General features: G+C 70.1%; 23 protein-coding genes and 1 pseudogene. 7 read left to right on the forward strand and 17 right to left on the reverse strand.

Annotated features, from left to right (window positions below):
* Positions 1-215: 6-phosphogluconolactonase (locus tag ETD86_RS31425; protein WP_211370436.1), on the forward strand; the 215-nt coding region annotated here is incomplete at its 5' end.
* Positions 216-260: 45 nt separating this feature from the next.
* Here the strand turns inward: ETD86_RS31425 and add are convergent.
* Positions 261-1289 (reverse strand): adenosine deaminase, encoded by a 1029-nt coding sequence (gene add / locus ETD86_RS31430; RefSeq protein WP_138670221.1) that lies wholly within the window; start codon positions 1287-1289, stop codon positions 261-263.
* A 98-nt stretch (positions 1290-1387) separates the two neighbouring features.
* On the opposite strand from add, the gene ETD86_RS31435 reads away from it, so the two are divergent.
* Entirely contained in the window at positions 1388-2134 is a 747-nt protein-coding gene (locus ETD86_RS31435; RefSeq protein WP_170223371.1) for a class I SAM-dependent methyltransferase, read from the forward strand.
* Here the strand turns inward: ETD86_RS31435 and ETD86_RS31440 are convergent.
* The 3 genes from ETD86_RS31440 to ETD86_RS31450 are packed head-to-tail and all read right to left on the reverse strand — an operon-like array spanning position 2131 to position 4399.
* Positions 2131-2706: a TetR/AcrR family transcriptional regulator gene (locus ETD86_RS31440; RefSeq protein WP_138670224.1), complete on the reverse strand. Its 576-nt coding sequence runs from the start codon at positions 2704-2706 to the stop codon at positions 2131-2133. The genes ETD86_RS31435 and ETD86_RS31440 overlap by 4 nt on opposite strands.
* 12 nt (positions 2707-2718) lie before the next feature.
* Positions 2719-3588 (reverse strand): oxidoreductase, encoded by an 870-nt coding sequence (locus ETD86_RS31445; protein WP_138670226.1) that lies wholly within the window; start codon positions 3586-3588, stop codon positions 2719-2721.
* Between the two features lie 46 nt (positions 3589-3634).
* Complete coding sequence (locus ETD86_RS31450) at positions 3635-4399, reverse strand: hypothetical protein (RefSeq protein ID WP_138670228.1); 765 nt, start codon at positions 4397-4399, stop codon at positions 3635-3637.
* 75 nt (positions 4400-4474) lie between these two features.
* Between ETD86_RS31450 and ETD86_RS31455 the strand changes: the two are divergent.
* Positions 4475-4948, forward strand: a pseudogene (locus ETD86_RS31455) (Clp protease N-terminal domain-containing protein); the annotation flags it as partial.
* Positions 4949-5138: 190 nt separating this feature from the next.
* On the opposite strand, the gene ETD86_RS31460 reads toward ETD86_RS31455, so the two are convergent.
* Positions 5139-6161, reverse strand: a complete 1023-nt coding sequence (locus ETD86_RS31460; protein WP_138670231.1) for a GNAT family N-acetyltransferase — start codon at positions 6159-6161, stop codon at positions 5139-5141.
* Between the two features lie 223 nt (positions 6162-6384).
* Between ETD86_RS31460 and ETD86_RS31465 the strand changes: the two genes are divergently transcribed.
* Together ETD86_RS31465 and ETD86_RS31470 are read left to right on the forward strand one after the other, a co-directional pair.
* Positions 6385-7761 carry an NAD(P)/FAD-dependent oxidoreductase gene (locus ETD86_RS31465; protein ID WP_138670233.1) on the forward strand — a complete coding sequence of 459 codons (1377 nt, stop codon included), beginning with the start codon at positions 6385-6387 and terminating at the stop codon, positions 7759-7761.
* Positions 7762-7784: 23 nt separating this feature from the next.
* Positions 7785-9383, forward strand: coding sequence for an amidohydrolase (locus tag ETD86_RS31470; protein WP_138670235.1), 1599 nt, complete (start codon positions 7785-7787; stop codon positions 9381-9383).
* A gap of 48 nt (positions 9384-9431) precedes the next feature.
* Here the strand turns inward: ETD86_RS31470 and ETD86_RS31475 are convergent, their stop codons facing one another.
* From ETD86_RS31475 to gap, 5 genes are all read right to left on the reverse strand, one after another.
* Positions 9432-9776: an RNA polymerase-binding protein RbpA gene (locus ETD86_RS31475; protein ID WP_127934367.1), complete on the reverse strand. Its 345-nt coding sequence runs from the start codon at positions 9774-9776 to the stop codon at positions 9432-9434.
* 74 nt (positions 9777-9850) lie between these two features.
* Positions 9851-10081 (reverse strand): preprotein translocase subunit SecG, encoded by a 231-nt coding sequence (gene secG / locus ETD86_RS31480; protein ID WP_080037067.1) that lies wholly within the window; start codon positions 10079-10081, stop codon positions 9851-9853.
* 99 nt (positions 10082-10180) lie between these two features.
* Positions 10181-10963 (reverse strand): triose-phosphate isomerase, encoded by a 783-nt coding sequence (gene tpiA, locus ETD86_RS31485; protein WP_138670237.1) that lies wholly within the window; start codon positions 10961-10963, stop codon positions 10181-10183.
* An 86-nt stretch (positions 10964-11049) separates the two neighbouring features.
* Positions 11050-12237, reverse strand: a complete 1188-nt coding sequence (locus ETD86_RS31490; RefSeq protein ID WP_281286991.1) for a phosphoglycerate kinase — start codon at positions 12235-12237, stop codon at positions 11050-11052.
* Positions 12238-12316: 79 nt separating this feature from the next.
* The gene (gene gap, locus ETD86_RS31495; RefSeq protein ID WP_138670241.1) at positions 12317-13321 is read right to left on the reverse strand and encodes a type I glyceraldehyde-3-phosphate dehydrogenase; all 1005 of its coding nucleotides are present in this window, start codon (positions 13319-13321) and stop codon (positions 12317-12319) included.
* 183 nt (positions 13322-13504) lie between these two features.
* Here gap and ETD86_RS31500 point away from each other — a divergent pair, with 183 nt between their 5' ends.
* Complete coding sequence (locus ETD86_RS31500; protein WP_138670243.1) at positions 13505-14137, forward strand: hypothetical protein; 633 nt, start codon at positions 13505-13507, stop codon at positions 14135-14137.
* Positions 14138-14447: 310 nt separating this feature from the next.
* On the opposite strand, the gene whiA is transcribed toward ETD86_RS31500, so the two are convergent.
* The 7 genes from whiA to ETD86_RS31535 form a co-directional block, all read right to left on the reverse strand.
* Positions 14448-15428 (reverse strand): DNA-binding protein WhiA, encoded by a 981-nt coding sequence (gene whiA, locus ETD86_RS31505; protein ID WP_138670245.1) that lies wholly within the window; start codon positions 15426-15428, stop codon positions 14448-14450.
* Positions 15429-15501: 73 nt separating this feature from the next.
* Positions 15502-16419, reverse strand: coding sequence for a gluconeogenesis factor YvcK family protein (locus ETD86_RS31510; RefSeq protein ID WP_138670270.1), 918 nt, complete (start codon positions 16417-16419; stop codon positions 15502-15504).
* A 179-nt stretch (positions 16420-16598) separates the two neighbouring features.
* A complete protein-coding gene (gene rapZ / locus ETD86_RS31515) occupies positions 16599-17465 on the reverse strand; it encodes an RNase adapter RapZ (RefSeq protein WP_138670247.1) in 867 nt (288 codons plus the stop codon).
* A gap of 313 nt (positions 17466-17778) precedes the next feature.
* Positions 17779-19683: an excinuclease ABC subunit UvrC gene (gene uvrC, locus ETD86_RS31520; RefSeq protein WP_138670272.1), complete on the reverse strand. Its 1905-nt coding sequence runs from the start codon at positions 19681-19683 to the stop codon at positions 17779-17781.
* A gap of 213 nt (positions 19684-19896) precedes the next feature.
* A complete protein-coding gene (locus ETD86_RS31525; protein ID WP_138670249.1) occupies positions 19897-20355 on the reverse strand; it encodes a Rieske (2Fe-2S) protein in 459 nt (152 codons plus the stop codon).
* 45 nt (positions 20356-20400) lie between these two features.
* Positions 20401-20844, reverse strand: a complete 444-nt coding sequence (locus ETD86_RS31530) for a Rieske (2Fe-2S) protein (RefSeq protein ID WP_138670251.1) — start codon at positions 20842-20844, stop codon at positions 20401-20403.
* 128 nt (positions 20845-20972) lie between these two features.
* On the reverse strand, positions 20973-21377 hold the full coding sequence (locus ETD86_RS31535; protein ID WP_246148492.1) for a Rieske (2Fe-2S) protein: 405 nt from the start codon (positions 21375-21377) through the stop codon (positions 20973-20975).
* Between the two features lie 304 nt (positions 21378-21681).
* Here ETD86_RS31535 and ETD86_RS31540 point away from each other — a divergent pair, with 304 nt between their 5' ends.
* Positions 21682-22413, forward strand: coding sequence for a DUF2306 domain-containing protein (locus ETD86_RS31540; RefSeq protein ID WP_138670252.1), 732 nt, complete (start codon positions 21682-21684; stop codon positions 22411-22413).
* Positions 22414-22421 lie beyond the last annotated feature (8 nt).

Genomic DNA, 22421 nt, shown 5'->3' on the forward strand with positions numbered 1-22421 from the left:
CCCTGACCCTGCCCGCCATCCAGGCGGCACGGGAAGTGTGGGTGGTGGCGGCCGGCGAGGAGAAGTCCGGCGCCGTCCGCCTGGCCCTGTCCCACTCGGGCCCCGTCCAGGTCCCGTCCGCCGGCGCCCGCGGACGCGGGCGGACGTTGTTCCTCCTGGACCGGGCCGCGGCCGGGAAGATCCCGCCAGAGCTGGGACGGGCGGCGTCGCCCTGATCATCTGACCTCGACCGGCGGCGGGGGGGCAGGAGCGTCACGCTGTCAGACGGAGATGGCATTCATGAGATCGTCGATCTCTCTCAGCAATGCCTCCTTGCGATTCCCTGCCAGGTACGAGGCCTGGACGCCGTTCTTGGCCAGGTGGGCCAGCTCCGCCTTGCCGAACCCGAAGACGTTCGCGGCCACCCGGTACTCATCGGCGAGCGTGGTGGCGAACATGGGCGGGTCGTCGCTGTTGAGCGTGACGAACAGGCCCTCCTCCAGCAGCCGGGGCAGCGGATGGTCCTCGATGCGGGCGATCTGGCCCGTGCACACGTTGGAGGTGGGGCAGACGTCCAGCGGGAGCTGGGTGTCGCGGAGGTGGGCCACCAGGCGGGGGTCGGCGAGGCAGTTGATGCCGTGGCCGATGCGCTCGGCGCCGTACCCCTCGATGACCTCCCAGATCGTCTCGGGGCCGGACATCTCGCCCCCGTGCGGGACGCTGTGGAGGCCGGCGGTGCGGGCGGCGGAGAACGCGGAACGGTAGGCGTCGCGATATTTCACGCGTTCTTGTTCGATGCCGCCGATCCCGAAACCTACCAGCGCGGCGGGAGGTTCCTGGAGCGCGTGGTCGATGGTGATCTTCGCGGCTTCCTCCCCGAACTCGCCGGGGATGTCGAAGATGTACGCCATTTCCACGCCGTGCTCGGCCAGCGAACGACGGGCGGCCAGGTCGAGAGCCTCGGTGACCTCGCGCATGGGCATGCCCACGACGTGGTGGGCATACGGCGTGACCTGGAGCTCCGCGTAGCGGGCGCCCTGGGGCGCGAGGTCGCGGGCCAGGCCGAGCACCAGCGTCGCCACGTCCTCAGGCTCGCGCACCAGCTGGTTGACGGCCCGGTACACCTGGGCGAAGTGCGGGAAGTCGCGGAAGGTGTAGAAGCGGCGCAGCTCCTCCTCAGACGTGGGGACGCCGCTGCCGGGGTGGCGGCGGGACAGCTCCAGCACGGTGGCGACGGAGGCCGAGCCGACCAGGTGGACGTGGAGCTCGACCTTGGGCAGCGCGTCGATGAAGGCGTCGGTGGTGGTCATGGCGATGACCTTAGGTCCGGCATTTCCGGTTTCATAGGGCTACCGCCGGAATCTAACATCAAAGTGTTAAGATACGTGTTGGGGTTACGCTAGGTCATGTGATCAACGCCGAAGCGTACGACCGCGGCTTCGCCCAGCTGAGCTCCCACACTGTCGGCCCCCTGCTCGAGCGGGCACACGCCGCCCGCCTGCTCGACGTCGGCTGCGGCACCGGCGTGGTGACCGCCGCGGCCCTCGCGTTAGGGGCGGAGGTCACCGCGGTGGACGCCGACCCCGACATGGTGGAGCTGGCCGCGCGGCGCCACCCGTACGCCACGATCCGGCAGGCCGCACTTCCGGACCTGCCGTTCGAGGACGGAGAATTCGACGCCGTGGCGGGAAACTTCGTCATCAACCACGTGCCGGACACCGCCGCGGCGCTCAGCGAGTTGCATCGGGTCCTGCGCCCGGGCGGGCAGATCGCCCTGACGTGGTGGAAGGCCGACGAGATGACGGCCACGAACGTCTTCACCGAGGCCATCGAGGCCGCCGGAGTGCCGTACGAGCCGCCGCCCCGCCCGTTCACCGCCAACGACACGCCGGCCCGCTTCACCGCCCTGCTCACGACCGCGGGGTTCGAGGAGCCGGCCGTGGAGACCCTCAGGTGGCGGCACCAGGTGGATCTCCGATCCTGGTGGACGGACATCGTGCAGGCGGCCGGGCCGCGATTCGCGATGATCTCCGGTCAGCCGCCGGAGGTCGTCGAGCGGATCGAGGCCCACTACACGAGCCTGGCGAGCCCGTACGCACACGAGGGTTTCCCCGTGTGCGCCTACCTGGCCCACGCCACGCGCGGGCCCGGCTAGGCCGCCGCCCAGGCGGTCACCACCGGCAGCAGCACCCCGTCGACGGACTCCGCGACGAACGCCTCGTCGAGCGGCGGCCCGTTGAAGATCATGCGATGCCAGACCAGCGCCTCCGCGACCGCGAACAGCCGCCCGGGATCCACGGCCGCGGCCAGCTCTCCCCGCTCCACCGCCTGGCCGAGCAGCGCCTTGACGTCGCCGAGGTCCTTGGCCTGCATGTGCTCGCGCAGCGTGCGCGCCAGCTCCTGGTTGGACACCAGCGTCGAGGACAGCCCGATGACCAGCGTGTGCTTGCGCTCCACCGCCTCGCACAGGCTGCGGAAGATGGCGGCCAGATCGCCGCGGAGCGAGCCGGTGTCCTGCCCGAGCGGCGCGTCCATGTCGAAGCGCCGGCAGATGACGTCCACGACCAGCTCGGGCTTGCCCGCCCAGCGCCGGTAGATGGTGGCCTTGCTGGCCTTGGCCCGCTTGGCGATCTGGTCGACGGTCATGCGGTCGTAGCCGACCTCCGACAGCAGCTCCATCGTCGCGTCGAGGATGGCCCTGTCACGCTCGGGGTCGAGTGGAGCCACGTACACGTCCTTCTAGCTGTAGGCGATCTCCTTGAATGGTACGCCGGTCAGCTCGGTGGACACGTCCCACAGCCGCCCGGCGAGCTCTTCCGACCTGGCCCTTTCCGACGGCGTGAGGATCTTGATCTTCGGGCCGACGAACTCGCCGCCGCGGATGGCGGGCGAGGTGGCGGCGTACAGCGAGGGCAGGGCGCCCTTCTCGGCCGACTGGAAGAACAGGCCGAAGAGGGGCTGCAGCAGCCCCAGTTTGACGATGTTCGTGGCGGTGGTGCCCGGGTGGCAGGCGACGGAGATCAGGCCCGTGCCGGCTTTCTCGGCGCGTCGCTGCAGCTCCAGAGTGAAGAGCAGGTTGGCGAGCTTGGACCGCGCGTACGCGCTCATGCGGCCGTAGCCGCGCTCCAGATCCAGGTTGCCGAAGTCGAGCCTGCCCACGACGTGCGCGTCGCTGGAGACGGTCACCACCCGCGCGCCCGGCCGGGCGAGCAGCTTCGGCAGGAGCAGGCCCGTGAGGGCGAAGTGCCCCAGGTGATTGGTGCCGAACTGCATCTCGAAGCCGTCCTTGGTCTCCTGCCGGGGGATCATGCCGATGGCCGCGTTGTTGATCAGCAGGTCCACCTCGCCGACACCCTCGGCGAACTCCCTGACGGAGGCCAGGTCGGCCAGGTCGATGCGGGCGTACTCGACCTGGGCGCCGGGCACCTCCCGCAGGATCTGCGTGACCGCGGCGCCTCCCTTCTCGGGCGAGCGCGCGGCCACGATGACACGCGCGCCGTGCCGGGCCAGCTCGAGCGCGGTGGGCAGGCCGATGCCGCTGTTGGCGCCGGTCACGACGGCGCTCTTGCCGGTCAGGTCGGGAATGGAGTCAGGGGTCCACGAAGTCATCGCCACTCCGTTCAGAGGTGTACGAAACCGTTTCGTACACCATAGCCTAACGATCGAGCCGCTGCCGCGCGTGCCGCTCCTCGCGCCGCGCGACCTCCAGGCGGTTCCTGCTGTCGTCCAGTTCCTTGCGGGCCTCGGCCAGCATGTGCTCCAGCATGGCGACCTTCTGGGCACGCTCGTCGTGTTCCGTGGTCGCCTTCTCCAGCGCGTCGAGCCACTCCCGGTGCGCGGCCTCCGCCTCCTGGCGCTCCTTGGCCTTCCTGGCCTCGGCCTCCTCGCGCTCCCTGGCCTTGTCCGCCTCCTCCTCGGGGGTCGATCTCTTCCGCTTGGCCGGCCGCTCGCGGGGGATGGGGGCGGGCGCGAAGCCGCTGTAGGCGAGCGGCTTGGCCAGATGGCCGCGGCGCACCTGATCGGCCGCGTCGGCGTCCACGACCGCGGCGTCCAGGGTCTGGTCGACCTCCGTGGCCGCGGCCGGCGAGAGGTCGCCTGCCTGCCTGATGAGCCTGCTCAACCGGCCGGTGACCGCGTTGCGGCGCTGGGTCAGCTCGGCCAGGGCGTCGGCGTCCTGTTCCTGCCAGGCCGCGCGCAGCCGCTCCCCCACGTCGAGCAGCTCGGCCAGCTCCTCCGGATGCTCGCGGGCGGCCCTGTTCACCGCCCAGGCGGACACCGTGGGCTTGCGGAGTCTCGCGATGTCACGCGAGAGCGGTACGTCACCCGCGTCCTTGGCCGCGCGCGCCTCGGCCTCGCGGGCGGCGGTGAACTCCGGCGGCGGGAGCGCATAAAGGCGGTCGGCCACCTCGTCAAGATCCACACAGGACAAATACCCCACATGGCCGGGTTTGTAGCGCATAGTGGAGGCAGCCCCAGTCGAACGGAGGCTTTTCCTGTGTTCGAACGCTTCACCGACCGCGCGCGCAGGGTCGTCGTCCTCGCCCAGGAGGAGGCGCGGATGATGAACCACGCATACATCGGCACGGAACACATCCTGCTCGGCCTCATCCACGAGGGTGAAGGACTGGCCGCCCTGGTGCTCGACAGCTGCGGGGTGGACCTGGAGCACGTACGTGCCTTCATCGAGCGCGAGACCGGCCACGACGGCAAGCCGCCGAGCGGGCACATCCCGTTCACGCCCCGGGCCAAGAAGGTGCTGGAGCTGTCGCTGCGCGAGGCGCTCCAGCTGCGCCACAACTACATCGGCACCGAGCACATCCTGCTCGGGCTGATCAGGGAGGGCGAGGGGCTGGCCGCGCAGGCGCTCGCGGACACCGGCGCGGACCTGGCCGACGTACGGCAACGCCTGCTCGACCGCGTCGGCCGTGGCTCCAAGGACCGCCCGAGCGAGGTGTTCTTCGCCGGCGGATCCATGCTGGGCGAGCGGCTCACGCGGATCGAGGAGAGCCTGGAGCGCATCGAGCGCCATCTGGGCATCCACCGGCCGCCCGGGGAGCAGCCCGGGGACCGGCGGGACGACGAAGAAGGCGTGGGCTAGACGCGTCGCCCGGGCCCGTCGACCAGGCCCGTCGACCAGGCCCGTCGATCAGGCCCGTCGATCAGGCAGAGGCCAGCGCGCCGACGGGGAGCCGGGCCTCGACCACGCCGGGGTCCTCGGTGTAACCGAGCGTGGCGCCCAGGGAGATCAGCAGCCTGCGCATCCTCGCGTTGTCGGACAACATGGTGGCCTTGACCTCGGCGTACCCGAGATCGCGCGCCGCCGCCACCAGCATCCTGGCCATGGCCGTGCCCAGGCCGAGCCCCTGCCAGCGGTCCTCGACCAGGAAGGCCATCTCGGCGATGCCGGGGTCGGGCGTGAACATCAGGTTGGCCATCGCCACGACCTGCCCGTCATGCCCGGCCACCAGCGAATATCCCCTGCTCCTGTCGCACAGCCGGTCGAACATGCGGGCCGGCAGCGCGGGCATCGAGGTGAAGTAGCGGAACCTGCGCGACTCCGGCGAGCACCTGTCGTGCAGGTCGCGTACGGCCTCGCGGTAGATCGAGGTGAGCGGGCGGACGGTGACCTCCGCGCCGTCGCCCAGCTTGATCGTGCGCTCGGCGCCGCTCTGCTCGCCGGCCGGCTGGGCGAGCCTGGCGAAGGAGGCGGCCCTGGCCGCCTCGGTCAGCGTGAAGGGCAGGTCGGCGCGGCGCAGGCGGACCGCGCGACGGGCGGCCACGGGCACGACGAGCTGGGTCGGGTCGGGGAGATCGCTCACCGCTTCACCATAGATCCACCGGGCATCGTCCGCGCGCAGCAGCTCGGCCAGCAGCTCGGGCAGCCGCCACGGCATCGAGCGCAGCCTGGAGGCCAGCAGCAGGGCCCTGGTGGGCTCGTCGGTCAGCTCGTGGGCGGTGGCGGGGACCACCTGGACGCGGCGGCCGCCGGCCGCCTCCAGGGCCTCGCGCACGGTCTCGGGGTTGGCGGGGATGTCGGCGACGAACTCGTCAACGGTTCCGTCGGTGTCGGACTGCACGCTCAGGCCGAGGATGTTGCCGCCCCTGTCGGCCAGGGCCGAGGCGAGGGAGGCCAGCCGCCCGGGCCGCTCGTCCACCGTGGTGCGGATGCGCAAGAATCCCATGTCCACCAGCATGCCGGGGCGCTGTTACGCCTCCGCTAACGACGTGTTTCGGAGCTCGCTTCATGGAATGAACCTATATATCCGGATTTTGCCAGAAGATGGTTGTTTTCGCCGCTTCCGCCGCGGAGCCGCACCGACGCGGCTCCCTGCGTCCCGTACCGCATCGATCACGAGATTCGTCGCTAGATGCGGTTCTGTGTCCGGATATAGCAGGATACGGGGCATGAGCGTGCGTGTTCCCTTGTCGTCAGAGTTCGTGAACGGCGACGTGTCCTTCTGGTACCGGTCCGCCGGCGTACCCGCCCCTGGCCCCAGGCTCGACGGCGGCCTGGAGGCCGACGTGGCGATCGTCGGTGCCGGCTACACGGGCCTGTGGACCGCGTACTACCTCAAACGAGCCCGCCCGTCCCTGCGCGTCGTGCTGCTGGAGCAGGAGTTCGCCGGGTTCGGCGCCTCCGGCCGCAACGGCGGCTGGCTGACCGGCGACCTGGCCGGCTCGCACGAACGCTACGGCACGGGCGCGCGGCGCCTGCAGCGCGAGATGTACGCCTCGATCGACGAGGTCATCGCGGTCTGCGAGACGGAGTCCATCGACTGCGACCTGGTCAAGGGCGGCGTCGTGAACGTGGCACGCACCCCCTCCCAGGCCGCCAGGCTGCGCGAGTCGGTCTCGGCGGCCCGTGAGTGGGGCATCGAGGAGCCCGACCTGCGGCTGGTGGACCCGGCGGAGCACGTACGGGTGGCCGGGGCGCAGGCGGCCTCCTGGAGCCCGCACTGCGCCCGCATCCAGCCCGCCAAGCTGGCCCAGGGCCTGGCCCGGGTGGTCCGGGGACTCGGCGTGCCCATCTACGAGCGCACCCCGGTCACGGAGATCGCCCCGCAACGGGCGATCACCCCGTACGGCACCGTGACGGCCGGCCACGTGATCCGCGCCACGGAAGGCTTCACCGCCCGCCTGCCCGGCCTGCGCCGCCAGTGGCTCCCCATGAACAGCTCCATGATCGTCACCGAGCCCCTGCCGCCGTCGTTCTGGGACGAGGTCGGCTGGCGCGGCGCCGAGCTGCTCGGGGACATGGCGCACTACTACATGTACGCGCAGCGCACCGCCGACGACCGCATCGCCTTCGGCGGCCGCGGCCGCCCCTACCTGTACGGCTCCCGCGTCGACGCGCGCGGCCACACCCACGAGTGGACCGTGGAGGCGCTGTGGCGGCTGCTCACCGAGTTCTTCCCCGCCGCCCGCTCGTCGTCGATCGCGCATGCCTGGTCAGGCGTGCTCGCCGTGCCTCGTGACTGGTGCTCGACGGTCCACGTGGACCCCGCCACGGGTCTGGGCTGGGCAGGCGGCTACACGGGCCATGGCGTCACCACGACGAACCTGGCCGGCCGCACGCTCCGCGACCTGATCCTGGGCGAGGAGACGGAGCTGACGTCCCTGCCGTGGGTGGGCCGCAAGGTCCGCGCCTGGGAGCCGGAGCCGCTGCGCTGGCTCGGCGTGCACACGATGTACCGCCTGTACCGGGTCGCCGACCACCGCGAACGCGCCATGCCCCGCACCTCGGCCCTGGCCCGTTTCGCCGACCTCATCACCGGTCACTGATCATCTGACCGAAGGAGACCTTGATGAAGATCCTCTTCCGCGGCGGCCGCGTTTTCACGCCGGCAGGCGTCCGGCAGGTGGCCGTGCTGGTGAACGACGGCGTGATCGCCGGCGTGGGCCCTGAGGCCGAGCTGGCCCGCCAGGCGCCGTCCCACGAGACGGTGGACCTGGCCGGCGGCCTGCTGACGCCGGGCTTCACGGACGCGCACATTCACCCGGTCCAGGCGGGCCTGGAACGTGCGAAGTGCGATTTGTCCGAAGTTTTCGGCCTAGACGCCTATATAGCGAAGATCGCGGACTATGCCGCGAAAAATCCTGACAAGGCGTGGGTTGATGGCGGCGGCTGGGACATGTCGGCGTTCCCGAGCGGCTTGCCCCACCGCGACCACCTCGACTTCCTCGACCGCCCGGCCTACCTGATCCAGCGTGACCACCACGCCGCCTGGGTCAACACCCGCGCCCTCGACCTGGCCGGGATCACCAAGGACACCCCCGACCCGGTGGACGGCCGCATCGAGCGCGACCCCGGCGGCACGCCCACCGGCGTCCTGCACGAAGGCGCGATGGACCTGGTCGGCCTGCTCACCCCGCGCCCGACCGCCCAGGACATGGAGGACGCGCTGGAGGACGCGCAGCGGCATCTGTTCTCGCTGGGCGTCACGGGCTGGCAGGACGCCATCGTGGGCTCGTACGCGGGCTCCGACGACCAACTGCCCACCTACCTGTCCGCGGCCCGCTCAGGGCGGCTGAGGGCGCGCGTGGCGGGCGCCCTGTGGTGGGACCGGACCCGCGGCCTGGACCAGATCGATGACCTGATGGAGCGCAGGTCCACGGCCGAGGGCCTGGACCGGTTCAAGGCGGTGTCAGTCAAGATCATGCAGGACGGCATCACGGAGAACTTCACGGCCGCGACGCTGGAGCCGTACTGCCTGTGCGGCGGCACGGGCCTGTCGTACGTGGACCCGCACAAGCTCAAGGAGTACGTCGCCGAACTGGACCGGCTCCGCTTCCAGGTGCACTTCCACGCCATCGGCGAGCGGGCCGTACGCGAGGCCCTGGACAGCTTCGAAGGCACGGACCCGGCCAACCGGCACCACATCGCCCACCTGCAGATCATCGAGCCCTCGGACGTGCCACGCTTCGCCGCCCTGGGCGTCACGGCCAACCTGCAGCCGCTGTGGGCCACCCACCACGCCCAGATGGACGAGCTGACGCTGCCGTACCTGGGCGAGCCGCGCTCATCGTGGCAGTACCCGTTCAAGGACCTGCTCGACCACGGCACGCGCTTCTGCGCCGGCAGCGACTGGCCGGTCTCGAGCGCCGACCCGCTGCAGGGCATGCACGTGGCGGTGAACCGCACCGAGCCGGGCGACTCGGTCCACGCCGGCTACCCGACCGCGGGGACGCCGTTCCTGCCGGGCCAGCGCATCGACCTGGCCACCGCCATGGCCGCCTACACCTCCGGCTCCGCCTGGATCAACCGCTCCCCCGCCGGAGTGATCGAGCCCGGCCGCCCGGCCGACCTGGTGGTGCTGGACCGCGACCCTTTCGAACTGCCGCCGGAGGACATCTGGACGACGCGGGTGCGCATGACGTTCGTGGACGGCGAGCAGGTCGGCTGAAACGCGAAGGGCCCCGGGACACGCCCGGGGCCCTTCGTCGTCACTCGACTACCAGGGGGACTTGTTGGCGCGCAGGCGCTCCAGTGCCTCCTCGAGGATCGCCTTGCCGTCCTTGTCGCTCCTGCGCTCCTTCACGTACGCGAGGTGCGTCTTGTACGGCTCATTCTTCGGCGGGGCAGGCGGGGCCTCCTCGTCCTGTCCGGCTGGGAGGCCACAACGTGGGCAGTCCCACAGCTCGGGGACCGCCGCGTCACTGGCGAAACTGGGGCGCGTCTCGTGCATGTTGGCGCACCAGAACGAGACCCGCACTCTCGGAGCCGCCTCGCCACGCTCGGCCTCCCCCATAGGGCCGGCGCCGACTCGGCTGCCACGGATCGCGTTGCCACTACCCACGGATGAACTCCTCGCTCGATCGCCCCGCGTAGGAACACGGGGGGAGAATCACTGTCACGCGTTAACTTTGTTGCTCAGGGCCTCATGAGCAGGCCGAGAGCGATGATGCAGACGAACCAGATCGTGCCCGTGATGACGGTCAACCGGTCGAGGTTGCGCTCCACCACCGAGGAACCACCGAAGTTCGAGGAGAAGCCTCCGCCGAACATGTCAGACAGGCCACCACCCTTACCCTTGTGGAGCAGGACGAGCAGGATCATGAGAAGGCTCGCCAGGATGAGGGCGATGGAGATTCCGATTTCCACGGTATGCCTGTTCCTTCAATGCTCTGTTACGCGTGACGATTCAAACTTGCTTCTTGAGGGTACGACCTGTTGTCAAGTCGCACCCCCAGAACGACTCAGTTAGCCGGGCATCTCGGAGAATCGGCAGATCTTGGCGTACTCTCCGGCGTCGATGCTGGCGCCACCCACCAGCGCGCCGTCGACATCAGCCTGTGCCATGATCCCTGCGATATTGCCTGACTTGACCGAGCCTCCGTAAAGGATACGGACTGCCGAGGCCACTTCGGAGTCGTAGAGCTCCGCGAGTCTGACTCGCAGTGCCCCGCAGACCTCCTGAGCGTCCTCGGGGGTGGCCACCTCGCCGGTGCCGATCGCCCACACCGGCTCGTAGGCCACCACTATCGATTTTGCCTGCTCGGCCGAGATCTTGCGCAGCGCCCCGTCGAGTTGGCCGAGACTGTGCGCGATGTGGCCGCCTTCTTGGCGCACCGCCAGCCCCTCCCCGACACACAGGATCGGGGTCAGCGAGTGCCGGTAGGCGGCCTGCACCTTGGCGTTGACCAGGTCGTCGTCCTCGGCGTGGTATTGCCGCCGCTCGGAGTGGCCGATCACGACATAGGTGCAGCCCAGCTTGGCCAGCATGGCGCCGGAGATCTCGCCGGTGTAGGCGCCGGCGTCGTGCTGGGACATGTCCTGGGCGCCGTACACGATCCTGAGCTTGTCGCCGTCCACGAGGGTCTGGACGCTGCGCAGGTCGGTGAACGGCGGCAGGACGGCGACATCGACCTTGTCGAAGTCCTTGTCGTTGAGTGCGAAGGCCAGCTTCTGGACCAGCGCGATGGCCTCGAGGTGATTGAGGTTCATCTTCCAGTTGCCGGCGATGAGCGGCTTACGCGTGCTCATTGGTCGCTCACCAGCTCCTCATTCACTCCGCACGCTGTCCAATTGCTCGCTCCGCTCGCGGGGCGTCGGGTTCGCTCCATGCCAACTCAGTCCTCCAGGGCGGCGAGTCCGGGGAGGGTCTTGCCCTCCAGGTATTCGAGGCTGGCCCCGCCACCGGTGGAGATGTGCGAGAAGCCGTCCTCGGGAAGTTCAAGCTTGCGTACGGCGGCCGCGGAGTCGCCGCCGCCCACCACGGTGAAGGCGTCGGAGGCGATCAGGGCCTCGGCCACCGCCCTCGTGCCGCCGGAGAACGCGTCGAACTCGAACACGCCCATGGGCCCGTTCCAGAAGACGGTCTTGGCGTCGGCCAGCTTGGCGGCGAACAGCTCGCGCGTCCTGGGGCCGATGTCGAGCCCCTCCCGGTCGGCCGGGATCGCTGTGGTGTCGACCACCTCGTGCTCGGCGTCGGCCGCGAAGGTCACCGCGGCCAGCACGTCCACGGGCAGGACGAGCTCGACGCCCTGCTTGGCCGCCTCGTCGAGGAAGCCGCGCACCTGGTCGAGCTGGTCCTCCTGGAGCAACGACTTCCCGACCTCGTGGCCCTGAGCCTTGAGGAAGGTGTAGGCCATGCCGCCGCCGATCAGCAGCCGGTCGACCTTGGTCAGCAGGTTGGCGATGACGCCGAGCTTGTCCGAGACCTTGGCGCCGCCCAGCACCACCACGTAGGGCCGCGCGGGGTTCTCGGTGAGCTTCTTCAGCACTTCCACCTCGGCCACGACCAGCCCGCCCGCCGCGTGCGGCAGCAGCTCGGGCACGTCGTAGACGCTGGCGTGCTTGCGGTGCACCGCGCCGAACCCGTCGCCGACGTAGAGCTCGGCCAGCCCGGCCAGCCTCTCGGCGAACGCGCCGCGCACGGCGTCGTCCTTGGACTCCTCGCCCGGCTCGTACCGCAGGTTCTCCAGCAGGGCCACCTGGCCGTCCTGGAGCGATTCAACGGTGCTTCGCGCGCTGTCGCCCACCACGTCGGCGGCGAAGTCCACGTCCTGGCCGAGCAGCTCGCCCAGGCGCCTGGCCACCGGCTTGAGCGAGTACTTCGGGTTGACCTGGCCCTTGGGCCGGCCCAGATGGGCGCAGACGACGACCTTGGCGCCCCCGTCCAGCAGGGCCTTGATCGTCGGCACCGACGCGCGGATGCGGCCGTCGTCGGTGATCGTCTCCCCGTCGAGGGGGACGTTGAGGTCGGCGCGCACGAGCACGCGCCGCCCTTTCACGTCGAGATCGTCGAGCGTGCGCATGCTCATGCACTCCTGTTCATGGCCTCACTCCGTGAGGCGGGCTCGGTCGCCAAATGCCGCCGCCGGGGGGATCAGGGCGTCAGACGCCGCGACCCACCAGCTCGATCAGGTCGACGAGGCGGTTGGAGTAGCCCCACTCGTTGTCGTACCAGCCGACGACCTTGACCTGGTTGCCGATGACCTTGGTGAGGCCGGCGTCGAAGATGCAGGAGGCCGGGTCGGTGACGATGTCGGAGGAGACGATCTCGTCCTCGGTGTAGCTGATGATGCCCTTGAGCGGCCCCTCGGCGGCGGCCTTGACCGCGGCGTTGACCTCCTCGACCGTGACGTCGCGGCTGACGTCGACGGTGAGGTCGGTGGCCGAGCCCGTGGGGATCGGCACCCTCATGGCGAAGCCGTCGAGCTTGCCCTTGAGCTCGGGCAGGACCAGGCCGATGGCCTTGGCGGCGCCGGTGGAGGTGGGCACCACGTTGAGCGCGGCGGCGCGGGCGCGGCGCAGGTCCTTGTGCGGGCCGTCCTGCAGGTTCTGGTCCTGCGTGTAGGCGTGGATGGTGGTCATCAGACCCTTCTCGATGGTGAAGGTGTCGTGCAGGACCTTGGCCATCGGCGCCAGGCAGTTGGTGGTGCAGGAGGCGTTGGAGATGATCGTGTGCTTGGCCGGGTCGTAGGCGCTGTCGTTGACGCCCATGACGACGGTGACGTCCTCGTTCTTCGCCGGGGCGGAGATGATGACCTTCTTCGCGCCGTTGTCGGCGTGCACCTTGGCCTTGGTGGCGTCGGTGAACAGACCCGTCGACTCCAGGACCACGTCCACACCGAGGTCGCCCCAGGGCAGCTTGCCCGGGTCGCGCTCCTCGAAGACCTTGATCGCCTTGCCGTTCACGATGATCTCATCGCTGGTGGCCTTCACCTCGTACGGCAGGCGGCCCAGGATGCTGTCGTACTTCAGCAAGTGAGCGAGCGTCGCGTTGTCGGTCAAGTCGTTGACCGCGACGATCTCGATGTCCTTGCCGCTGGCGGCGACAGCGCGCCAGAAGTTGCGACCGATGCGGCCGAAGCCGTTGACGCCTACGCGGATGCTCACGGGAACCGAACTCCTCGAACAGATGCGGGCTGAAACCTCAAACACGAACCTTATCGGACCCAAATTGGTTTAGACCACTGCCACCCCCGCAGTCTGAATGACCGTTCCACACACAAGTTTTGAGGCGTTCGAGTAAAGTGCCCGACTCATCGGAGTAAATTCGTGCATTCTCTGGGGGCTGAGATGTCACATAAGCGGTCGGGACTGCTTCCCGGGCTAGCCATCGGACTCATCGCCGCGCTGATCTGCGCGGCCGGCCTGGGGGCGGCCGTCCTGTTCCAGACCCGCCTTCCGTACGCCGTCACGGCGTTCGGCAGCGGCCATCCCCTGTCCGTCGCGCTGTCCCTCCTGATCGCGCTGCTGGTCACCCTGGCGATCGGCGCGGTACGCCCGCGCAGCGTGACCCTGATCCCCGTGGGCGCGCTGTACGCGGGCGGGGCCGTGGCCGCCGGCCAGATCGCGGGCTCGTCGATCATGACCGGCGCCGCCATGCACGGCAAGGACGCCCCCGCCGACCTGAGCGACATCACCCTGACCAACGCCTCCGACGGCCTCTCCCACGCGTTGTCCCTCTACGGCGGCCCGCTGACGGAGACGTGGCCGGTCTGGCTGTACATCGCCGTGGCCGCCCTGTCCGCCCTCCTGCTGCTCACTGTGCGCGTGTCACGCATCCGCCGCGCCCAGCGCGCCGAGCCGGCCGAGGATCAGGAACAGCAGGAGGAGCCGGAATACCGCGCCCCGTTCGAGCCGGCCCAGGCCCCGGCCAAGCAGCCGGCCGCCGACCTGTTCACACCCCGCAATCCCGCTCGCGACTGACGGCCCATCCGGGCGGCACCCGGCCTCACGTACGAGCGGCCCGCCCGCGGGGCCTGTCCCCATCCTCGCGGTCCGCGAACGACCGGATCCCTCGCAGGCAAGCCGGCCACGGGGGCCGGTCAAGCATGCGCTCCGTCACGGCGAGCGACCCGTGAGCCTTCACGACCGGCCATGACAGGCGGAACGCACGTCGGCGCGTGCGGCCCACTCGGCTTGCCGTAAAGGATGGGTTTTGCGGCGCCGCGCCCACCCTGGACCCGCAGCACCGCGCGAGGCCACCATCACGGACCCGCAGCACCGCGCAACGCCGTCATGGGGCGAGCATGTCGACGGTGAGATTGGCCTCAGTGTTGGGGATGCCGAGATCGGAGGCGCGCTTGTCGGCCATGGCGAGCAGCCGCCGGATCCGCCCCGCGATCGCGTCCTTGGTCAGCGGCGGATCCGCGATCTGCCCCAGCTCCTCCAGGGACGCCTGCTTGTGCTCCACCCGCAGCCGCCCCGCCACCACCAGGTGGTCCGGCGCCTCGTCCCCGAGGATCTCCAGCGCCCGCTGCACCCGCGCCCCGGCCGCCACCGCGGCCCGGGCCGAGCGCCGCAGATTGGCGTCGTCGAAGTTGGCCAGGCGGTTGGCGGTGGCCCGCACCTCGCGTCGCATCCGCCGCTCCTCCCAGGCCAGCACGCTGTCGTGCGCGCCGAGCCGGGTCAGCAGGGCGCTGATGGCGTCGCCGTCGCGCACCACGACCCGGTCCACGCCCCGCACCTCCCGCGCCTTGGCGTGGATCTTGAGTCGTCGTGCCGAGCCCACCAGTGCGAGCGCCGCCTCCGGCCCCGGGCAGGTGACCTCGAGCGACATCGACCGTCCCGGCTCGGTGAGCGAGCCGTGCGCCAGGAAGGCGCCGCGCCAGGCGGCCTCGGCGTCGCACGCGGCCCCCGCCACCACCTGGCGGGGCAGGCCGCGCACCGGGCGGCCGTGGTTGTCGATCAGGCCCGTCTGGCGGGCGAGCGCCTCACCGTCACGGTAGACGCGCACGACGTAGCGCGAGCCCTTGCGCAGCCCGGCGGGCGCGAGCACGAGCACCTCCGCCTTGTGGCCGAACACCTCGCCGATGTCCTTGATCAGTCGCCGTGCGGTGGCGTTGGTGTCGAGCTCCGCCTCGATCACGATCCGTCCGCCCACCAGGTGGAGGCCGCTGGCGAACCGCAGCAGCGTGGAAACCTCCGCCTTTCGGCAGCACGGCTTCAACACCGGCAGGCGGCTCAGTTCGTCTTTCACCACACCTGTCATCGCCATAAGCGTTAGTCCTCTCCCCCATTCAGACCGGCTCTCGTCAGTCTCTCGCACCTTCGCGCCACGCCGACCAGGATCAACGCTTCTGGAGGAAAATCTCGTCCAGGACGGAGGCAAGACGTCGTGGGTCATGCCTCGGCGAGCCGTCGGCGGCGGCCACGTCCGCCATGACGAGCCGCGCGCCGAGCGCCGCGGCGGCCTTCTCCAGCGCGTCGGGGTCGTCGACCACTCCGGTGTCCGCGAGCACGACGTCGATCGACAGGTCGGGCGCGTGTTGCCGGAGCACCTCCAGGTGCTGCTGGGGGGAGAAGTCATCGGTCTCGCCCGCTTGGGGGGCGAGGTTGAGCGTGACGAGCCGCTTGGACCTGGTCTCGTGCAGGGCCCTGGCCAGCTCGGGCACCTTGAGATGCGGTAGCACGCTGGTGAACCACGACCCGGGCCCGAACACCACCCAGTCGGCCTCCAGCACCGCCGCGACGGCCTCCGGCCGCGCGGGCGGGTCCTCGGGGACCAGCGAGATGGCCTGGACGCGGCCGGGCGTCATGGCGCATGCCACCTGCCCGCGTACGGTGGAGATGACGCCGTCCAGCTCCACCTCGGCCACGATGTCCAGCGGCACCGAGGCCATCGGCAGCACCCGCCCGTGCGCGCCCAGCAGCCGCCCGACCCAGTCGAGCCCCGCCACGGGGTCGCCGAGCAGCTCCCACAACGCCACGATCAACAGGTTGCCGACGGCGTGCCCGTGGAGCTCGCCCTCGCTGCGGAAGCGGTGCTGGACGACCTCGCTCCAGGTGCTGCCCCACTCGTCGTCGCCGCAGAGCGCGGCCAACGCCATCCGCAGGTCGCCCGGGGGCAGGACGCCGAGCTCACGACGCAGCCGCCCGCTGGAGCCGCCGTCGTCCGCGACGGTCACCACCGCGGTCAGCCTGTCGGTGACCATCCGTAATGCGGACAGGGACGCGAACAGCCCGTGCCCGCCACCGAGCGCCACCACGCCCGGCCCGAACTCCGCGTGCCCGGTCAGCGCCTCACTCTCGGCCGGACGTCCCGCCAGGGGCCAAGCCCCGGTCGCCGGCTCTCCCAAGGGAGCACCGGCTGGACTCGGATGCGTTACCGGGATCGGACCGCCGCCTGCCGGATCCGGCGAAGCCGCTGCTTCGAAGCTCTCATCGGTCACTCCCGCCCCACATCCCGGTGGCTCACCTGGACCTCCATCCCGCGGTCGCGCAGGCGGGCGGCCACCTGCTCGGCCATGGCCACGCTGCGGTGCTTGCCACCCGTGCACCCCACCGCGAGCGTCGCGTAGCTCTTGCCCTCGCGCGCATACCCGGTGGCGACCACCCGAAGGACCTCCTCGTACGCGTCAAGGAACTCCTTGGCCCCCGGCTGGCCCAGCACGTAGTCGCGGACCGGCGCCTCCAGTCCGTTCATCGGCCGCAGCTCGGGCACCCAGTGCGGGTTGGGCAGGAACCGGCAGTCCACGACGAGGTCGGCGTCGACCGGCAGGCCGTACTTGAACCCGAAGGACACCACATTGAGCCGCAGCCCCGGCCGGTCCTCCCCACCGAAGTATGCAACGATCTTGTTTCTCAGATCATGCACGTTGTGGGAAGAGGTGTCGATCACCAGATCGGCGTTGGCCCGCACCTCCCGCAGGATCCCCCGCTCCCGCGTGATGCCGTCGACCAGCCGCCCCTCCGCCTGCAGCGGATGGGGCCTGCGGACATTCTCGAACCGCCGCACCAGCTCCTCGTCACTGGCCTCCAGGAACACGACGCGCACCCGCACGCCGCGCCCTTCGAGCTCCTCGATGGCGGCGTTGAGGTCGGTGGTGAAGGCCAGGCTGCGCACGTCCACGACGGCGGCCACCTTGTCGGCGGCCAGCTTGACCTTGCCCGCTTCCTCAGCCATCGCGAACAGCAGCCCCGGCGGCAGGTTGTCGATGACGAACCAGCCCAGGTCCTCGAGCGCCTTCGCCGCGGTGCTGCGTCCCGCGCCGGACATGCCGGTCACGATGACGAACGCCGGCTCGGTGCTCATCGCCTCACCCCGCCCGCCCGGCACAGCCTCATCAGAGCTCCGCCCGCCCGGCTTTGCCTCACCGGTGTCCATGTCTACGCCCTCCCCGGCCGGCGTCGTCCGCCGGCCCCAGCGGCCCGGGCGCTCACCGCACGGCGGCCGCCCGGCACGCCCGGTTCAGTCATCGCGGCACGCCCTTTCACCCTAGCGAATGCGAGAACGCGCCTTTGCCATGCCGCTCTGTGTCCATGGTCGCGCTCGCACGGGACTCCGCTGGTCACGCAAGCCACCGCTCTCCACCCCAGGCTCGCCGATCTGGACGGCCGTGGCGGCATCACGGCGACTCTCCCTTCAGCGTCGAGACGATGACCTCCGCGAGCGACGGGCCGATGCCCGGAACCTCGCAGATCTCGGCGACGGTGGCCGCACGCAGCTTCTTCACCGAGCCGAAGTGCTTGAGCAGCGCCTGCCGCCGGGCGGGGCCGAGGCCTGGCACGCCGTCGAGCGCGCTCTCCTTCACCGTCTTCGACCTCTTGGAACGATGGTAGGTGATGGCGAACCTGTGCGCCTCGTCCCGAACACGCTGCAGCAGGTAGAGGCCTTCGCTCGTCCGAGGCATGATCACCGGCTGGTCGTCGCCGGGCAGCCACACCTCCTCCAGCCGCTTGGCGAGCCCGCACACGGACACGTCGTCGATGCCGAGCTCGTCGAGCGCCCGCTGGGCGGCGGCCGCCTGCGGGCCCGCGCCGTCGACCACGACCAGGTTGGGCGGGTAGGCGAACTTACGCGGTTTGCCGGTCTCGGGGTCGATCGGGCCGTGGGCGTCCTGGTCGTCGGGGGCGAGCTCGCCGGTGGCGGAACGTTCCTCCAGGTAGCGGCGGAACCTCCGCATGATCACCTCGTGGATCGAGGCGACGTCGCCTTCCTTGGTCTTGACGGCGAAGCGCCGGTATTCGCTCTTGCGCGCCAGCCCGTCCTCGAACACCACCATCGAGGCCACGACGTTCTCGCCCTGCAGGTGGGAGACGTCGTAGCACTCGATGCGCAGCGGCGCCTGGTCGAGGTCGAGCGCTTCGGCGATCTCCTGCAGCGCCTTGCTGCGCGTGGTCAGGTCACTGGCTCGGCGGACCTTGTGTTGCGCGAGCGACTCCTTGGCGTTGCGCTCGACGGTCTCCATCAGCGCCCGCTTGTCGCCGCGCTGCGGCACCCGTACGTCGACGCGGGCGCGGCGCTGCTCGCCCAGCAGCTCGGCGACGGCCTCACTGTCGGGCGGCAGGGCGGGCACGAGCACCTCGCGGGGCATCGACTCGGGGGCGGCCTCGGCGTACATCTGCAGCAGGAACTGCTCGACCAGCTCGCCGGGCGTGGTCTCCTCGACCTTGTCGACCACCCACCCGCGCTGGCCGCGGATGCGGCCGCCACGCACATAGAAGACTTGTACGGCGGCCTCGAGCGGATCCTCGGCCAGCGCGATCACATCCGCGTCCGTGCCCTCGCCGAGCACGACCGCCTGCTTCTCCAGCGCCCGCTGCAGCGCCTGGATGTCGTCCCTGAGCCGCGCGGCGCGCTCGTATTCCTCCTCGGACGCGGCGTCGCGCATCTCCTTCTCGAGACGCTTGATGAAGCGGCTGGTGTTGCCCGCCATGAAGTCGCAGAAGTCCTCGGCGAGCGCGCGGTGCTCGTCCGGGGTGACCCGGCCGACGCACGGCGCCGAGCACTTGTCGATGTAGCCGAGCAGGCAGGGCCGGCCGATCTGCCCGGCCCGCTTGAACACCCCCGCGCTGCACGTGCGCACCGGGAAGACCCGCAGCAGCAGGTCGACCGTCTCCCTGATGGCCCAGGCGTGCGAGTAGGGGCCGAAGTACCGCGTGCCCTTGCGCTTGGCCCCGCGCATGACCTGCACCCGCGGGAAGTCCTCGCCCAGGGTGACCGCGAGGTACGGGTAGGACTTGTCGTCCCGGTATTTCACGTTGAAGCGCGGGTCGAACTCCTTGATCCAGGAGTATTCGAGCTGCAGCGCCTCGACCTCGGTGCCGACGACGGTCCAGTCGACGTCGGCGGCCGTGGTCAGCATCGTCTGCGTGCGCGGGTGCAACGCGGAGAAATCCGCGAAGTACGAGTTGAGCCGCTGGCGCAGGCTCTTGGCCTTGCCTACGTAGATCACCCGGCCATGCGCGTCCCTGAACCGGTAGACCCCCGGGGAATCGGGGATCGAACCCGGCTTGGGCCGGAAACTCAAGGGGCTGCCCGCTGATCTCGCCACGACCAAAGCCTAGTAGCCCGTACCGACAAGGTCGCCCCGTCACGGGCCCGCCGTACCGTCATCCGGCGCGACGGGCTCATCTGGACACAAGAGCAGGCGGCGCCTCCACCCGACGAGCCACCGCCTGCCACACGGCCACCGCGCCTCCAGCACGACCACCAGCTCGGCGGGCCATTCCCCGCGGGGACGCTACGCGAGCGTGATCTGGTCGCCGTCGACCTTGATCTGCTGCTCGGGCAGCGGCTTCTCGGCGGGTCCCCCCGTCACCGCCCCGTCGGCGATGTTGAACTTGCTGTTGTGGCACGCGCAGACGATCGCGCTGCTCTCGACGCTGCTGACCAGGCAGCCCTTGTGCGTGCAGACGGCGCTGAACGCCTTGAACTCGCCCTCGGCGGGCTGCGTGACGACGATCTTCTGGTCCTTGAAGATCGTTCCTCCGCCGACGGGGATGTCGGCGGTCTTGGCCAGCGCGCCCCCGGCGGGCGCCGCGCTGGATTCCGCCGCACTGGCTTGAGGCGCGCTCGACTCGGTGGCGCCGCCGGCGGTCGCTGTATCGGTACTGCCGCCACAAGCGGTGATCGCCAGCGCCAGGCCGCCTGCGCCCACGCCCGCGATCACCGCCCGGCGGCTACGAAGGTCTTCTCCCATGCGCTCACCCAAACGCAGACAGGTGAGAGTTTCATGAGACGCCTGTTACGCCAGCCTGATGCTGTCCCCGTCCACGGTGATCTTCTTCTCCGCGAGCGGCGCGCCCGCGGGCCCATCGGCGACGGAGCCGTCCTCGATACTGAATTTGCTGCCGTGGCACGGACAGTTGATCGTTTTGTTCTGCACCGTGGCCACGGTGCAGCCCGCGTGGGTGCACACGGCCGTGAACGCCTTGAAATCGCCCGCCGTCGGCTGCGTGACCACGATCTTCTGACTCTCGAAGACCTTCCCGCCTCCCTCGGGGATGTCGGCGGTGGCGGCCAGAGCCTTGCCCTTCGATGCCGCCTTCTTCTTGGGTGCCGCGGACGACGCCTCCTCGGCCGGCTCTTCGGCCGGAGGCTCCGCGCTCGCTTCCGTCGTCGGCGAACCGTAGCTCGCACACGCTGTCAGAACCGCCGCCAGCCCCGCGCCACCGGCGCCGAGCATCATCGTCCGGCGCGTCGTTTCCGTCATTGTGCGTTCCTCCCAGGTTTGTTCTCACTTCAGGTACGGCCAGCGCCATGGCGCCGGTTCAGCGTGCCCGAGCCCAATCCCGGCAACTACGCACAATTACCGGTTCAGACGACCACGATGCCGTCGCCCTCGACTTTGACGTGGAACGCGATGAGCGGAGCGGTGGCGGGCCCCTTGGTGGCGGTGCCGCTGTCGGCGGCGAACTCGCTGCCATGGCACGCGCACCTGATGACGTTGTCCTTGGGGGTGCTCACGGCGCAGCCCTTGTGCGTGCAGATCGCGCTGTACGCCTTGTAGACGCCCTGCGTGGGCTGGGCCACCACGATCTTCAGGTCCTCGATCAGCTTGCCGCCGCCCACCGGCACGTCGGCCGTCTTCGCGATGACCTTGCCCTTGATGCTCTGCTGGGCCTTCGCGTCGCCCGTGCCGCACCCGGCGAGCGCCAGCCCGCACGCCGCGACCCCGGCCGCCCCCAGCATCTCGCGCCGCCCGAGGCCGTTTTCCAGCATGGCTGCGCCCCGCTCCGTAGCCGTCATGTCCCCGCTGACCCTCCGCGTCGCCGCTGACCCCCTGCAGGTCAGGTCCTTACCCGCGACAAACTCTATGGCCGGGACCCATTGGTCCCCCGACCGGGTCACAGCGCCGGACCAGCCCCGGACCACGCACCAAGCCGGCCGCCGCATCACCGGATGACGGCCAGTGACCACATTCCCCATACCGTCCGGAACGGTCGGCCGCGCCTGACCAGATGTCGAAGCAGCGCATCAGCGGACGGTAGGCCCTCGGTCAGCGACCACCCCCACCCTTACCGCCATGACGCTTTCGACAGAGCACCCCTCCGCCTCGCCCACCCGGCGCTCCGGCCCTCGATGGTGGCGCCGCCCTTGGGTGGCGCCACTGGCCGTGGTCGCGGTCGCGTTCGTCGCCTTCTCGCTGCCCCCCTACCTGTCCATGGACCCGAGCCAGTCGCGCGTGCCCGCACCGGACTTCTTCCCGCCGCACTTCGTGGTCTTGTCGCTGCATGTGGTCTTCGGCTCGATCGCGGTGATCACTTGTTGTCTGCAGGTCTGGCCGTGGTTCCGCGCCCGTCACCCGCGTGCCCATCGCATCGTCGGCCGCGTGTACGTCTTCGCCGGCTGTCTTCCCGGCGGCCTGCTGGCGCTGGTCGTCGCCGTGGCGACCCCGTTCGGCCCGGTCGCGGGTGCGAGCAGCGTCGTGCTGGCGTTGCTCTGGCTCGGCTGCACGCTGGCGGGCTGGCGGATGGCCAGGCAGCGCAGGTTCGTCGACCACCGCCGGTGGATGATCCGCAGCTTCGCCCTGACCATGTCCATCATCACGAACCGCCTGTGGACGGTCGTGTTCGTCATCACGCTGGCGCCACAGCTGGACCAGACCTACAACGGCGACCAAGCAATGGTGGCCGGCACGATAGCGGGGCTGAGCGCCTGGCTGGGCTGGGTGCTGCCGCTGATGCTCGCCGAGTGGTGGCTGGAGCGCGGCGACGCCGCCAAGCGCCGTCGACGCGCCGCCCGCCAGATCGCATGACTCCTGCG

Origin of the sequence: Nonomuraea turkmeniaca, from assembly GCF_005889735.1 — a bacterium.
In the GTDB taxonomy this organism is placed as follows: Bacteria; Actinomycetota; Actinomycetes; order Streptosporangiales; family Streptosporangiaceae; genus Nonomuraea; species Nonomuraea turkmeniaca.

Bases quoted from the DNA above. Each gene is read 5' to 3' on its own strand.
- add (WP_138670221.1), bottom strand. From the start codon at position 1,289: ATGACCACCACCGACGCCTTCATCGACGCGCTGCCCAAGGTCGAGCTC.
- ETD86_RS31445 (WP_138670226.1), bottom strand. From the start codon at position 3,588: ATGACTTCGTGGACCCCTGACTCCATTCCCGACCTGACCGGCAAGAGC.
- ETD86_RS31460 (WP_138670231.1), bottom strand. From the start codon at position 6,161: ATGGGATTCTTGCGCATCCGCACCACGGTGGACGAGCGGCCCGGGCGG.
- ETD86_RS31465 (WP_138670233.1), top strand. From the start codon at position 6,385: ATGAGCGTGCGTGTTCCCTTGTCGTCAGAGTTCGTGAACGGCGACGTG.
- ETD86_RS31470 (WP_138670235.1), top strand. From the start codon at position 7,785: ATGAAGATCCTCTTCCGCGGCGGCCGCGTTTTCACGCCGGCAGGCGTC.
- tpiA (WP_138670237.1), bottom strand. From the start codon at position 10,963: ATGAGCACGCGTAAGCCGCTCATCGCCGGCAACTGGAAGATGAACCTC.
- ETD86_RS31490 (WP_281286991.1), bottom strand. From the start codon at position 12,237: ATGCGCACGCTCGACGATCTCGACGTGAAAGGGCGGCGCGTGCTCGTG.
- ETD86_RS31500 (WP_138670243.1), top strand. From the start codon at position 13,505: ATGTCACATAAGCGGTCGGGACTGCTTCCCGGGCTAGCCATCGGACTC.
- whiA (WP_138670245.1), bottom strand. From the start codon at position 15,428: ATGGCGATGACAGGTGTGGTGAAAGACGAACTGAGCCGCCTGCCGGTG.
- rapZ (WP_138670247.1), bottom strand. From the start codon at position 17,465: ATGAGCACCGAGCCGGCGTTCGTCATCGTGACCGGCATGTCCGGCGCG.
- ETD86_RS31525 (WP_138670249.1), bottom strand. From the start codon at position 20,355: ATGGGAGAAGACCTTCGTAGCCGCCGGGCGGTGATCGCGGGCGTGGGC.
- ETD86_RS31530 (WP_138670251.1), bottom strand. From the start codon at position 20,844: ATGATGCTCGGCGCCGGTGGCGCGGGGCTGGCGGCGGTTCTGACAGCG.
- ETD86_RS31535 (WP_246148492.1), bottom strand. From the start codon at position 21,377: ATGCTGGAAAACGGCCTCGGGCGGCGCGAGATGCTGGGGGCGGCCGGG.
- ETD86_RS31540 (WP_138670252.1), top strand. From the start codon at position 21,682: ATGACGCTTTCGACAGAGCACCCCTCCGCCTCGCCCACCCGGCGCTCC.